Here is an 11,886-nt window from a genome sequence, read left to right as displayed (position 1 = left end):
AACGGGTCACCAGGCAGTCGGCGGCGACCCCACCGGCGCCGGCAGGATCCGGCGCGGCTGCCCCGGCGGCCCGCCCCGTCGCCGCCACTCCCGGGGATAGCCCACCGACACCTCCTCGAAGCGCACCCCGTCGTACCAGGTGGTGCGCGGGATATGTAGGTGGCCATAGACCACCGCAACGGCGTCGAAGCGTCGATGCCAGTCGGCCGTCGCCTCAGTGCCACACCACTGCGCGAAGATCGGATAGCGGAGAATACGGGTAGGCTCGCGACGCAGCGGCCAGTGGTTCATCAGCACCGTCGGCAGCGCCGGATCCCGCTCCGCCAGTCGCCGGGCCGTCTCGGCGACCCGGGCGGCACACCACGCCGACCGGCTCTCGTACGGGTCAGGGTGCAGCAGGTACTCATCGGTGCAGACAATCCCGGTCCGGTACGCCTCGGCGAGCGCCGCCTGCGATGTGTCTAGGCCCTCAGGGCGCCAGCTGTAGTCGTAGAGCAGGAACAGCGGCGCCACGGTGACCGGGCCGCCGGGCCCCTCCCACACCGGGTACGGGTCCTCCGGCGTGACCACGCCGAGCTTGCGGCAGAGTTCGACCAGGTGCGCGTAGCGGGCGGCGCCGCGTAGCGGCACCGGGTCAGCCGGCAGGCTCCACAGCTCGTGGTTGCCGGGCGACCAGAGCACCTTCGCGAACCGGGCAGCCAGCAGCCGCAGTACCCATTCGACCTGTGCGACCGTGTCCCCCACGTCGCCGGCGACCAGCAGCCAGTCCTCCGGCGACTCCGGGTGGAGCTGCTCGACAACGGTCCGGTTCTCCGCGTGCCGCACGTGCAGATCGCTGATTGCGAGCAGACTGCCCCGACTGCCCGCCCGATCGCCCGGCCCCGCCATGTCCCCGATCCTAGCCGCGCTCTCCGCCGCCGTCGATCTTCGCTTCGGCTCCCAGCCAGGCTTGCAGGGCGTACGAACGGGTGCCGGCGCTGCATATGCGAAACCGGTAGGATCCCCTCGGGTCGGGACTGGCGCGATTTGGGATGGAGCACCATCGGGGAACGGCCCATCACGAGGACGCATGCCGAGCGCCTGGGCCTCCACACGTCCACCGGGAACGTTCACCAGGAGGTCACATGTCGGGCAACGCCGAGTCCACCGCCTATCGCAGCGCACTCGAGGTGATCGGTGCCGTCGAGCCGCGGGTCGCCAACGCCATTCGCGCCGAGCTGGCCGACCAGCGTGAGTCACTCAAGCTGATCGCCAGCGAGAACTACGCCTCCCCGGCGACGCTGCTGGCCATGGGGAACTGGTTCAGCGACAAGTACGCCGAAGGTACGGTCGGCCGTCGCTTCTACGCCGGCTGCCAGAACGTCGACACCGTCGAGGCGCTCGCCGCCGAGCACGCCCGGGAGTTGTTCGGAGCGCCGTACGCCTATGTGCAGCCGCACTCCGGGATCGACGCCAACCTGGTCGCCTTCTGGGCGGTCCTCGCCGATCGGATCGAGTCGCCCGCGCTCAAGCGCGCCCAGGCCCGGCACGTCAACGACCTCACCGAGGCCGACTGGTTCGCCCTGCGCCGCGAGTTGGGCAACCAGCGGATGCTGGGCATGTCACTGGACGCCGGCGGGCACCTCACCCACGGCTTCCGGCCGAACATCTCCGGCAAGATGTTCGACCAGCGCAGCTACGGCACCGACCCGGAGACCGGGCTGATCGACTACGACCGGGTCGCCGAGGCGGCCCGCGAGTTCAAGCCGCTGATCCTCGTCGGCGGCTACTCGGCGTACCCCCGGAAGGTCAATTTCCGGATCCTGCGGGAGATCGCCGACTCGGTCGGGGCCACCTTCATGGTGGACATGGCCCACTTCGCCGGGTTGGTCGCCGGCAAGGTCTTCACCGGCGACTTCGACCCGGTTCCGCACGCCCACATCGTGACCTCCACCACGCACAAGTCGTTGCGCGGGCCCCGCGGCGGCCTGGTGCTCTGCGGTACGGAGCTCGCCGAGCAGGTCGACCGGGGCTGCCCGATGGTTCTCGGCGGCCCGCTGCCGCACGTGATGGCCGCCAAGGCGGTCGCGCTCGCCGAGGCCCGGCGGCCCGACTTTGTCGACTACGCCGGGCGGATCGTCGCCAACGCGCAGGCCCTCGCGGACGGGTTGCGGCGTCGGGGCGCGAAGCTGGTCACCGGCGGAACCGACAACCACCTGGCGCTGATCGACGTGACCGGGTACGGGCTCACCGGCCGGCAGGCCGAGCAGGCGCTCCTCGACTCGGGCATCGTCACCAACCGCAACGCGATCCCGCAGGACCCGAACGGCGCCTGGTACACCTCCGGGATCCGGGTCGGTACGCCGGCGTTGACGACCCGGGGCTTCGGCACCACCGAGCTGGACGCCACCGCCGAGCTGATCCACACCGTGCTGAGCCGGACCTCGCCCGGGGCGAACGCCGACGGCACCGCCTCGAAGGCGAAGTACGTGCTGGACCCGGCCGTCGCCGAGCGGGTCGGCAAGCAGGCCAGCGACCTGCTCACCGGCTTCCCCCTCTACCCCGCCATCGACCTCGGCTAGCCCGCCGGCGCCTCGATCGCAACCGTCAGCCCACGGTGGTGTCCTCAGACCAGCTACTCCGGTACAGGGTTCCCCGGCCCTGCGGGTCGGGGACACCATCGACGGGCGGCAGCGGCGCTGGGAACTCGTCCTCCGGCCCGTTGGGCAGCACTCCCCCGGTCGTCCGGGACCGGCGGAGCCGGGTGACGACGAACCAGGCGAGCCCCGCCACACAGGCCAGGATGACGATGTTCTGCAGCACACCGGCGTACTCCTCGACCAGATGCCAGTTGTCACCGAGCAGGTAACCGGCCAAGACGAAGGTGGTGTTCCAGATCAGACTGCCCAAGGTGGTGTAGACCACGAAGGTCCACACCGGCATCCGCTCCACCCCGGCCGGTATCGAAATCATGCTTCGGAAGATCGGGATCATCCGACCGAAGAACACCGCCTTGACGCCGTGCCGGAGAAACCACTCTTCGGTCTTGTCAACGTCGCTCAGCTTCACCAGCGGAAGTCGGGCGGCGATGGCTCGCATCCGGTCCCGGCCCAATGCCGCACCGATGTAGTACAACGCGAGCGCACCCACCAGCGAACCTAGCGTGGTCCAGAAGATCGCACTGATGACGCTCATCCGCCCCTGGCCGGCGACGAACCCGGCCAGGGGGAGGATCACCTCGCTGGGAATCGGCGGGAAGAGGTTCTCCAGCGCCACGGCGAGGCCAGCACCGGGCCCGCCCAGCCGCTCCACCAGACCGATCACGTGCCCGACCAGGCCATCCTGTGGGGGTTCAGCCTGGCTGGCGGTGGTACTGACGGAGAGGAGGGCGTGCACGGTTCGAGGCATGGGCTATACGGTACGAACTCAGCCTGAGGGCGCACCCAGGCGGTCGGCGCTCACCCGGTGACGAGATCAGGCGGGCCCCGCCGAGTCAGCCCGAGGGCAGGTCGGCCAGGATCCGGCCGAGGAGTTCCGGCGTCCGCTCCGGCGGCTCCGCCTCCACGCAGAGCCGCTCCATCGCCAACGCGTAATAGTCCAGATCTTCCCGCTTGTCGAGGTAGAGGGCGCTGGTGAGCTGCTCAATGTAGACCACGTCGGGCAGTTCCTTGTCATCGAAGCGCAGGATGGAGAAGGCGCCGCCCGCGGCGGCGTGCCCGCCGGCGGCGAACGGCACGACCTGGAGCCGCACGTTCGGCAGCCTGGTCGCCTCGATCAACGCCGAAACCTGCTGTCGCATGACCGCCGCGCCGCCGATCGGTCGGCGCAGAGCCGCCTCGTCCACCACGGCCCACAGCTGCGGCGGATCCTCCCCGTGCAGCACCTGCTGCCGCCGCATCCGCAGGGTGACCCGACGGTCAATCTCCGCCGACGCGGCACGGCTGTGACCGAGAAGCACGACCGCCCGGGCGTACTCCTCGGTCTGGAGCAGGCCGGGGACGAACTGGAGCTCATACGTGCGGATCAGGGCAGCTGCTGCCTCCAGGCCGAGGTACGCCTGGAACCAGGACGGCAGCACGTCACCGTACCGGTGCCACCAACCGGGACTGTTCGCGTCCCGGGCGAGGTGGAGCAGGGCGTCCCGCTCCTGCGGGTCGGTGATGCCATAGAGGGTCAGCAGGTCGGCGACGTCGCGTTCCTTGAAACCGACCCGCCCCAACTCCATCCTGCTGATCTTCGACTCCGAGGCCCGAATCTCCCAACCCGCGCCCTCCCGGGTCACCCCGCAGGACTCCCGTAACCGGCGCAGCTGCGCGCCGAGCATCATCCGCAGGACGGTCGGGCCAGCCACTGAGCCTCCCTCAGCGGGTATCGTCGCCACTGCCGCCCCTCCATTTGCTGGACCGCACCGGGCCGGACCTGACCCGGTCGCCGGGTCAGCATGCCATGGACCATCGGTGAGGGGAATCAGTCCCGACGGCACGGCGTGAATCAGTGGATCAAGTGATCGAAGTCACCATCCCTGGCACCGAGCACGAAGGCCGCGATCTCATCCACCGTGTAGATCAAGGCGGGGCCGTCAGGATGCCGAGAGTTGCGCACGGCGATGCCCGCACCATCGGGAAGTTCGGCCAGCTCAACGCAGTTGCCGCTGGGGTTGCTACGGCGACTCTTCTGCCACCGCAACGGCGGTAGCTCGGGGATGGGAACGCCATTCGGTAGCGGCTGCATGTGCGCCCTTCTCGTCATGCATCCGTCCACACCGCAGCCCCAGTGGGCACGTGTGGACCGGGAAGCTCCTGCACGTGCATCTGCTATTGCATCTGCATCGGACAGAGAGCATGATAGCCGACGGGAGTGGTGTCGATCCGCTTACCGTAAGTCACCTTTACTGGGCGACGACCAGGGCAGACACGGGGTCGGTGACCGTCGGCAATGCCGGGGCATCGGCATGACGGGAGGACTCATGCCGGATCCGCTGACGATCGCGTCCGGCGTCTGTGCCGCGGGCGCCCTCATCTCGTCCTGGCAGCTGCACCGCCGGGCGGTACAGGCCGAGGCGGAGATCGCCGTCCTCCAGGCCGAACTCGCCGCCGAACGCCATGCGGCCAGCCACGACCCCCTCACCGGTCTGCCCAACCGACGGGCCTTTCATCGGCTGGCCGCCGCCCTGCTGACTCGAGCGGATGGGCGACCGCTGATCGCCGTCGTCCTCGATCTCGACGACTTCAAACAAATCAACGATCGGTACGGGCACGCCGCCGGCGACCAGGTACTGGTCAACGTCGGCCAGCGGCTCGCCGCCTTCGCGGGGGACGACCCGGTCGCCCGGCTCGGCGGAGATGAATTCGCCGGGCTGCTCACCGCCCCCGAGGTCGAGCGGCGGTGGCTTGAGCACGCCACCCGCCGGCTGCACGATCTCCTCGCCGCACCGATCCGGCTGCACTCGGCAAGCGTGCGAGTGACAGCCTCCGTCGGGTTGGCGCCAGTCACCTGCCCCACCCAGCTCTCCGAGGCGTTGGACCGCGCCGACGCTGCGATGTACCGGGCGAAGAGCATCGACTCGCCCCACCTCCGCCAGCTCCTCGACAGCGCGAGCAGCGGCGACCGCTGACCGGCGGGCCGCCCGCCCTACGGTCGTCACCGAACACGTCGTCGGGCGACCTGTCGACGGGCCAGCAACACGACGACCAACAAGACGAGCCCCTCGAATCCGATCAGCAGCCGCTGGGCCAACCCCTGGTAGTCGGCCTGACCGAGTTCACCTCCGGAGATGTCGTACATCATCCGCCATCCCGCCGGCGCCAGCTGCACCGCGCTGAGCAGCAGGCCCCACCGGAGACGCAGTGGTCCGGTGCGGTTGGCGGCGAAGGTCGGCCAGAGCGCCGCCGCGAAAAACACCAGCCAACTGGAGACCGTGTGGGCGTTGACCACCGCCACGGCGGCCGGACGCCCATCCACCCACCGGTCGGGAAAGGTGGCCACGGCGATCGTGGCGACGCCCGAGAGGGCAAGCATCAGACGCCCCGCCATCCGCACCGTACGCAGGCCAATGGCGGACAGCACGAGACAGAGGCCAGAGCCGAGAATAAAGAGGGTCATCACCCAGCGGTGGCTGGCGCCGTGCGCGGCCAGTTCACTGATCGAGTAGCTGACCTGGTCGAACCCGCGCGGCTGGAAGGTGACCGCGACCCCCGCGCCGCCGATCAACAGCAGCGGGGCCAGGAGGGCGGTGATCACGGTCCAGCCGGGCACGGTGGGCATGGAGCCATCATGCGACGAGCAGCACCACCCCACCCGAAATCTGGGGATATAGCAGTGATCTTGTATCGCCTACCGCCCGTTGATGAGGTGAGAAGTGGCCATGAATACCCCCGGGGGTATAGTGGCAGCCGGAGGTGCGACGTGAAGCTTCGACCCGAGATGACCGGTGATGCGCTGACCCGACTCAAGCGCGCCCGAGGCCAACTCAACGCTGTGATCGACATGATGGAAGACGGTCAGGACTGCCGGGAGGTGCTGACCCAGCTCGCCGCGGTGTCGAAGGCCGTCGACCGGGCTGGCTACAAAATCATCGCGTCGGGCATGCGGCACTGCAACACGGCCCGGGAACAGGGCGAGGCACCCGAGATGACCGAGGAGGAGCTGGAGAAGCTCTTCCTGGCCCTGGCCTGAGTCAACCGAAGAACCAGCCCTCCGGCCGCATCCCGGCGACCGGAGGGGGTAACCGGCACGCCAGCCGAAAGGCACCCACCTGCCCGCTTGATACCCCCCGGGGTATAAATCTTCTCCTGGAAGGAGCATGACCGTGAAGTTCACCGTGTCGGTCCTCGCGACCTCATCGCTGGGCGACCGCAGCTACCTGGCCTCCGACGGCCGGGTAGCGGTCGTCGTCGACCCACAGCGCGACATCGACCGAATCCTGTACCTCGCAGGGGAGAAGGGGGTTCGAATTACTCACGTGGTCGAAACCCACATCCACAACGACTACGTCTCGGGCGGACTCGAACTGGCCCGGGTCACCGGCGCCCACTACCTGGTCGCCGCGGCCGAGCCGGTCGAGTTCGGACGACTGCCGATCGCCGACGGTGACACCCTGCCAGTCTCTGACGCGATGCGCCTACGGGTGATCGCCACCCCCGGCCACACCTTCCACCACCTGTCCTACGTCCTGGACTACGCGAACGATGGCGCCTGGCAACCGGCGGGGGTCTTCACCGGTGGCTCCCTCCTCTTCGGCACCACCGGCCGCACCGACCTGCTCGGCCAGCAACACGCCCACGAACTGGCCCACCACCAGCACGCCTCGGCCCGCCGGCTGGCTGACCTGTTGCCCGACGGCGCCGAGGTGTGGCCAACACACGGGTTCGGCAGCTTCTGCTCCGCCAGCCAGACCGATGCCCCGGAATCCACCATCGGCCGGGAGAAGGAGGCCAACCCGGTGCTCCGGCTGGCCGCCGACGACTTCATCACCGAGACCCTCGCCGGGTTGGACGCCTACCCCGCCTACTACGCACACATGGGAGTTACCAACACCAACGGTCCGACACCGGTGGACCTCACCCCCGTCGCCCGCGCCGACGCAGCCGAACTGCGTCGGCGAATCAATGCTGGCCAGTGGGTGGTTGACCTCCGACACCGCAAGGCGTACGCCACCTCTCACCTGGCCGGTACGGTCAGTCTCGGACTGGACGGGGCGATGTCCACCTGGCTCGGCTGGCTGATCAGCTGGGGCACACCCATCACCCTGCTCGCCGAGACCTCCGCGCAGATCACCGAGGCCCAGCGCGAACTGGCACGCATCGGCATCGACCGACCTGCCGCCCAGGCCACCGGCGCGGCCGAGCGGTGGGCCGCCGCCCGCGACCAGCTACGCGCGCTACCACTGGCCGACTTCGCCGCACTGGCCGCCGCCCGCGCCGGACGGCTCCCCACCGGGCTACCCGCCCCCGACGTGGTACTCGACGTGCGAATGACCACCGAGTGGACCGCAGGCCACATCGCCGGAGCCGTGCACCTTCCCCTACCCGAGCTACCCCAGCGGCTCACCGACCTGCCCACTGGCGCGGTCTGGGTGCACTGTGGTTCCGGCTACCGTGCCGCCGTCGCCGGTTCGCTGCTGGCGAACGCAGGACGCGATGTGGTCGTCATCGATGACCACTTCACGGCGGCGGCGGGGGCCGGAGTCACCCTGGTCGGGCTGGACGCCACCCGCGGCTGAACCGGCGCGGGCCGCCCTACGACAAGCAGCGCCCCTTCGCCCCATCCGGAGCACCCCGTGAACGAGGAGACCATGACCACCTCCACCCGCACCACCCTCGACGCCGCCCAGCTGCGGGAACTCATCGACTCGGGCCGCGCCCCGCGCCTGCTCGACGTACGCACTCCGGCCGAGTTCGATACCGCACACATCCCCGGTGCCTACAACGTGCCCCTCGACCAACTCAAGGAACATCGCGCGGAGCTCCGCAGCCACCTCGACGAGGATGTGGTGCTGATCTGCCACTCGGGGACCCGGGCCACCCAGGCCAGGCGGACGCTCGCCGGGATCGGCCTACCGAACGTCAAGGTCCTGACCGGCGGCATGGTGGCGTGGCGGCGCTCCGTCGGACCCGTCACCGAAGGCACCCCTCGGTGGGATCTGGAGCGGCAGGTCCGGCTGGTCGCCGGCGTCATCGTGCTGGCCAGCGTCGTGGCCTCGCTGTTCGTACCCGGTGCCGAGTGGATAGCCGGACTCATCGGCGCAGGCCTCACCGCCGCCGCGCTGACCAACACCTGCGCGCTGGGCATGCTGCTCAGCAAGCTTCCGTACAACCGAAACGCCAGTTGTGACCTGGACACCATCGTCGGGCACCTGAGCGCCGCCTCGTCGGCTGGCCGGCGATCGTGACTGTCAGCCTCACCCTGACCGTCGGGCTGGCCGTCCTGATCGGGCTCAGCCTCGGCCTACTCGGCGGGGGCGGCTCAATCTTCGCCGTACCCCTGTTGGTCTACGTCGCCAGCCTGCCGGCGAAGGAGGCGATCGCCACCTCGCTGCTGGTGGTCGGCGTGACCAGCGTGATCGGTGTGCTACCGCACGCCCGCGCCGGACGGATCCGCTGGCGTACCGGCCTGCTCTTCGGCGCCGCCGGCATGGTAGGGGCCTACGTCGGCGGCCGGCTGGCCGCGTTCGTCCCGGAGGCGGTCTTGCTCACCGGCTTCGCGGTGATGATGCTCGCCACCGCGACCGCGATGATCCGTGGTCGCCGTGGTGCCAGTGGCCCGACGGTGCCACGAGAGCTCCCGGTGCGGCGGGTCCTGCTGTACGGCGTCGTGGTCGGCCTGGTCACCGGCATCGTCGGCGCGGGAGGCGGCTTCCTGGTGGTACCCGCACTCGCACTACTCGGTGGTCTGCCGATGTCGGTCGCCGCTGGCACCTCACTGGTCGTCATAGCGATGAAGTCGTTCGCGGGTCTGGCCGGATTCCTGTCCAGCGTCAGCATCGACTGGGGCCTAGCCGCCGCGGTCACCACCGCCGCGGTCGCCGGCAGCCTCGCTGGCGCCCGGCTGGCCGGCCGCGTACCAGAAGTCGTGCTCCGCCGGACGTTCGGCGGATTCGTGGTGGTCGCGGGCGTGTTCATGCTGGTCCAGCAGGTGCCCGGCGACGGCCGGGTCAAGATCTTGGTAGCCGCCCTCGCCGGCGCCCTCGCGGCGGGAGCGCTGCTGGTCGCCGGGCGCCGCCGCGGACCCGCCGGGACAACAGAGCCGGTACGCCGCGCTTCGCCGAATCACCAGGCGGATGGCTGACCACGGGGCAGGAACTCGCTGCTTCCCGCCCGGCATGTTGTCGGCCAGGCCGGGAAGGCGACGGGGCACCCCCAGACGACGGGGGCGGGACGGAGGTCGACATGCGGGTAGTACTGTGGGTCATCGGCATCGTCGCTGCCGCACTCATCCTGCTGGGACTGCTCTGGGAGGCAGCCCAATGGCTGATGGTCATCGGTGCGATCGCGCTGGTGGTGGTGGTCATCATGGCGGTGGCCAAGGTGCGCCAGATGACCCGGCAAGGGCAACGGCGGCACTGACCACGCCGCACCCCCGATCGGCGGTGCGGTGCAGGTACCTCGCCGGGTCGCTACGGGACCGTAGGTTACGGTCCCGTAGACGAACGTGGGGAGGATGGACGCCATGAACCTGAGCGCCGAGCGACCGTGGCTGCATAGCTATGCACCGGGGGTGCCGACGACCATCACCCCGACCGATGAGTCCCTGGTCGACCTGCTGCGGGAGGCCGTTCACCGGTTCGGCGACCGGACCGCACTGGACTTCTTCGGTGCCACCACCAGCTACCGTGAGCTGGCGGCACAGGTCGACCGGGCGGCCGAGGCGCTACGCCGCCTCGGCGTCGGCCAGGGCGATCGGGTCGCACTGGTCCTGCCGAACTGCCCGCAACACGTGGTGGCCTTCTACGCGGTGCTCAGACTCGGTGCCGTCGTAGTCGAGCACAACCCGCTATACACCGAGCAGGAACTCGCCCACCAGCTCGCCGACCACGGCGCCCGGGTCGCCGTGGTCTGGAACAAGGTCGCCCCGCTGGTGCAACGCACCGCCAGCACCACCAAGGTCGAAACAGTAATCTCAGTCGATCTTAGTGCGGCCCTACCCTGGCTCAAGCGCTGGGCGCTGCGGCTGCCGCTACCCCGAGCCCGCACGGCCCGCGCCGCGATCACTGCTCCTGCACCGGGCACCCTGGCCTGGGAACGCCTGCTGGCCGACAGCGGGCCGCTAGCCGCCGACCACCCCGCGCCAGCGCCGGGCGACACCGCACTGTTGCAGTACACCGGCGGCACCACCGGCACCCCGAAGGGAGCGATCCTCACCCACCACAACCTGCGCGTCAATGCCGCGCAGGGCCGCGCGTGGGTGCCGGGCCTCCGCGACGGCGCCGAGACCGTGTACGGCGTGCTACCTCTGTTCCACGCGTACGGACTGACGCTCTGCCTGACCTTCTCGGTGCACATCGGCGCGACCCTGGTGCTGCTGCCCCGCTTCGATGTGAACGAGACCCTCCAGGCGATACGTCGCCGCCCGCCGACGTTCCTGCCCGCCGTGCCGCCGATCTATGAGAAGCTCGCCATCGCCGCCCGGGAACGTGGAGTCGACCTGACCTCCATTCGGTACGCCATCTCCGGGGCGATGTCGCTGCCCCCGGCCATCGTGGAGCTGTGGGAGTCGGTGACCGGCGGGCTGCTGGTCGAGGGGTACGGGATGACCGAGACCTCCCCGGTGGCGTTGGGGAACCCGGTGTCCACCGCCCGGCAACCCGGCACGGTAGGCATTCCGTTCCCCGCCACCAACATCCGCATCGTTGACCCGGAGGACCCGACCCAGGACCGCGCGCTCGGCGAGGCAGGCGAACTGCTGATCAGCGGGCCACAGGTCTTCGCCGGCTACTGGTGCCGGCCGGAGGAGACAGCGGCAGTGCTGCTGCCCGGCGGTTGGCTCCGAACCGGGGACATCGTGGAGATGAACTCGGACGGCTTCGTACGGGTCGTTGACCGGATCAAAGAATTGATCATTACTGGTGGGTTCAATGTCTACCCCTCCGAGGTGGAGGAGGCGCTGCGGCAGGTCCCCGGGGTCCGCGACGCCGCAGTGGTTGGTCTACCCGGCACCACTGGCGGCGAGGAAGTCGTCGCCGCGGTCATCCTGCACCCCGACTGCACCACCGACGAGGCCGGCATCCGGGTCAAGTGCCGGGAGCAGCTGACCGCGTACAAGGTGCCGCGCCGGGTGGTGGTGGTTGAAGACCTGCCCCGCTCCCAGATCGGCAAGGTGCTGCGCCGGGAGGTCCGCGACCGGCTACTCGCCGCCTGATCGGAGGGCGGGGCCGCGCTACGCCCAGGTCACAGGAGCTCATCGGGCCCC

General features: G+C 69.6%; 13 protein-coding genes and 1 riboswitch. Of the genes, 8 read left to right on the top strand and 5 right to left on the bottom strand.

The genetic code is table 11. The features are described from left to right. Positions 1-6 precede the first annotated feature (6 nt). Positions 7-888 (bottom strand): metallophosphoesterase family protein, encoded by an 882-nt coding sequence (locus B116_RS0121665; protein ID WP_027661298.1) that lies wholly within the window; start codon positions 886-888, stop codon positions 7-9. Between the two features lie 114 nt (positions 889-1,002). Then, positions 1,003-1,093: riboswitch (ZMP/ZTP riboswitch) on the top strand. Positions 1,094-1,124: 31 nt separating this feature from the next. Between B116_RS0121665 and B116_RS0121660 the strand changes: the two genes are divergently transcribed. Next, positions 1,125-2,561, top strand: a complete 1,437-nt coding sequence (locus B116_RS0121660) for a glycine hydroxymethyltransferase (RefSeq protein ID WP_027661297.1) — start codon at positions 1,125-1,127, stop codon at positions 2,559-2,561. Between the two features lie 25 nt (positions 2,562-2,586). Here B116_RS0121660 and B116_RS0121655 read toward each other — a convergent pair whose 3' ends face one another. From B116_RS0121655 to B116_RS0121645, 3 genes are all read right to left on the bottom strand, one after another. After that, positions 2,587-3,387 carry a DedA family protein gene (locus tag B116_RS0121655; protein ID WP_018723421.1) on the bottom strand — a complete coding sequence of 267 codons (801 nt, stop codon included), beginning with the start codon at positions 3,385-3,387 and terminating at the stop codon, positions 2,587-2,589. 85 nt (positions 3,388-3,472) lie between these two features. After that, entirely contained in the window at positions 3,473-4,306 is an 834-nt protein-coding gene (locus B116_RS0121650; protein WP_188116067.1) for a helix-turn-helix domain-containing protein, read from the bottom strand. A 164-nt stretch (positions 4,307-4,470) separates the two neighbouring features. Then, complete coding sequence (locus tag B116_RS0121645; RefSeq protein WP_018252881.1) at positions 4,471-4,710, bottom strand: DUF397 domain-containing protein; 240 nt, start codon at positions 4,708-4,710, stop codon at positions 4,471-4,473. A 235-nt stretch (positions 4,711-4,945) separates the two neighbouring features. Here B116_RS0121645 and B116_RS0121640 point away from each other — a divergent pair, with 235 nt between their 5' ends. Then, the gene (locus B116_RS0121640) at positions 4,946-5,593 is read left to right on the top strand and encodes a GGDEF domain-containing protein (RefSeq protein ID WP_018723419.1); all 648 of its coding nucleotides are present in this window, start codon (positions 4,946-4,948) and stop codon (positions 5,591-5,593) included. Positions 5,594-5,619: 26 nt separating this feature from the next. Here the strand turns inward: B116_RS0121640 and B116_RS0121635 are convergent, their stop codons facing one another. Beyond that, on the bottom strand, positions 5,620-6,243 hold the full coding sequence (locus B116_RS0121635) for a DUF998 domain-containing protein (RefSeq protein ID WP_027661295.1): 624 nt from the start codon (positions 6,241-6,243) through the stop codon (positions 5,620-5,622). 141 nt (positions 6,244-6,384) lie between these two features. On the opposite strand from B116_RS0121635, the gene B116_RS0121630 reads away from it, so the two are divergent. The 6 genes from B116_RS0121630 to B116_RS0121605 all read left to right on the top strand — a co-directional run bounded on the left by B116_RS0121630 (position 6,385) and on the right by B116_RS0121605 (position 11,835). Next, positions 6,385-6,654, top strand: a complete 270-nt coding sequence (locus tag B116_RS0121630; RefSeq protein WP_018723417.1) for a metal-sensitive transcriptional regulator — start codon at positions 6,385-6,387, stop codon at positions 6,652-6,654. A 133-nt stretch (positions 6,655-6,787) separates the two neighbouring features. After that, complete coding sequence (locus B116_RS0121625; protein WP_027661294.1) at positions 6,788-8,200, top strand: MBL fold metallo-hydrolase; 1,413 nt, start codon at positions 6,788-6,790, stop codon at positions 8,198-8,200. 72 nt (positions 8,201-8,272) lie between these two features. After that, the gene (locus tag B116_RS0121620; protein WP_027661293.1) at positions 8,273-8,869 is read left to right on the top strand and encodes a rhodanese-like domain-containing protein; all 597 of its coding nucleotides are present in this window, start codon (positions 8,273-8,275) and stop codon (positions 8,867-8,869) included. Next, a complete protein-coding gene (locus B116_RS0121615) occupies positions 8,866-9,765 on the top strand; it encodes a sulfite exporter TauE/SafE family protein (protein ID WP_027661292.1) in 900 nt (299 codons plus the stop codon). Before B116_RS0121620 ends, B116_RS0121615 begins: the two co-directional genes overlap by 4 nt. 101 nt (positions 9,766-9,866) lie before the next feature. After that, positions 9,867-10,043: a hypothetical protein gene (locus B116_RS27950; protein ID WP_018723413.1), complete on the top strand. Its 177-nt coding sequence runs from the start codon at positions 9,867-9,869 to the stop codon at positions 10,041-10,043. 103 nt (positions 10,044-10,146) lie between these two features. Then, positions 10,147-11,835, top strand: coding sequence for a long-chain-fatty-acid--CoA ligase (locus B116_RS0121605; protein WP_027661291.1), 1,689 nt, complete (start codon positions 10,147-10,149; stop codon positions 11,833-11,835). Positions 11,836-11,886 lie beyond the last annotated feature (51 nt).

This window comes from Salinispora fenicalii (assembly GCF_000514815.1).
In the GTDB taxonomy this organism is placed as follows: Bacteria; Actinomycetota; Actinomycetes; order Mycobacteriales; family Micromonosporaceae; genus Micromonospora; species Micromonospora fenicalii.
Note: the sequence above shows the minus strand (reverse complement) of the source record. Positions and strands in the feature narration are given on the sequence as shown.

Bases quoted from the DNA above. Each gene is read 5' to 3' on its own strand.
- B116_RS0121605 (WP_027661291.1), top strand. From the start codon at position 10,147: ATGAACCTGAGCGCCGAGCGACCGTGGCTGCATAGCTATGCACCGGGG.
- B116_RS0121660 (WP_027661297.1), top strand. From the start codon at position 1,125: ATGTCGGGCAACGCCGAGTCCACCGCCTATCGCAGCGCACTCGAGGTG.
- B116_RS0121635 (WP_027661295.1), bottom strand. From the start codon at position 6,243: ATGCCCACCGTGCCCGGCTGGACCGTGATCACCGCCCTCCTGGCCCCG.
- B116_RS0121655 (WP_018723421.1), bottom strand. From the start codon at position 3,387: ATGCCTCGAACCGTGCACGCCCTCCTCTCCGTCAGTACCACCGCCAGC.
- B116_RS0121650 (WP_188116067.1), bottom strand. From the start codon at position 4,306: ATGATGCTCGGCGCGCAGCTGCGCCGGTTACGGGAGTCCTGCGGGGTG.
- B116_RS27950 (WP_018723413.1), top strand. From the start codon at position 9,867: ATGCGGGTAGTACTGTGGGTCATCGGCATCGTCGCTGCCGCACTCATC.
- B116_RS0121645 (WP_018252881.1), bottom strand. From the start codon at position 4,710: ATGCAGCCGCTACCGAATGGCGTTCCCATCCCCGAGCTACCGCCGTTG.
- B116_RS0121640 (WP_018723419.1), top strand. From the start codon at position 4,946: ATGCCGGATCCGCTGACGATCGCGTCCGGCGTCTGTGCCGCGGGCGCC.
- B116_RS0121620 (WP_027661293.1), top strand. From the start codon at position 8,273: ATGACCACCTCCACCCGCACCACCCTCGACGCCGCCCAGCTGCGGGAA.
- B116_RS0121665 (WP_027661298.1), bottom strand. From the start codon at position 888: ATGGCGGGGCCGGGCGATCGGGCGGGCAGTCGGGGCAGTCTGCTCGCA.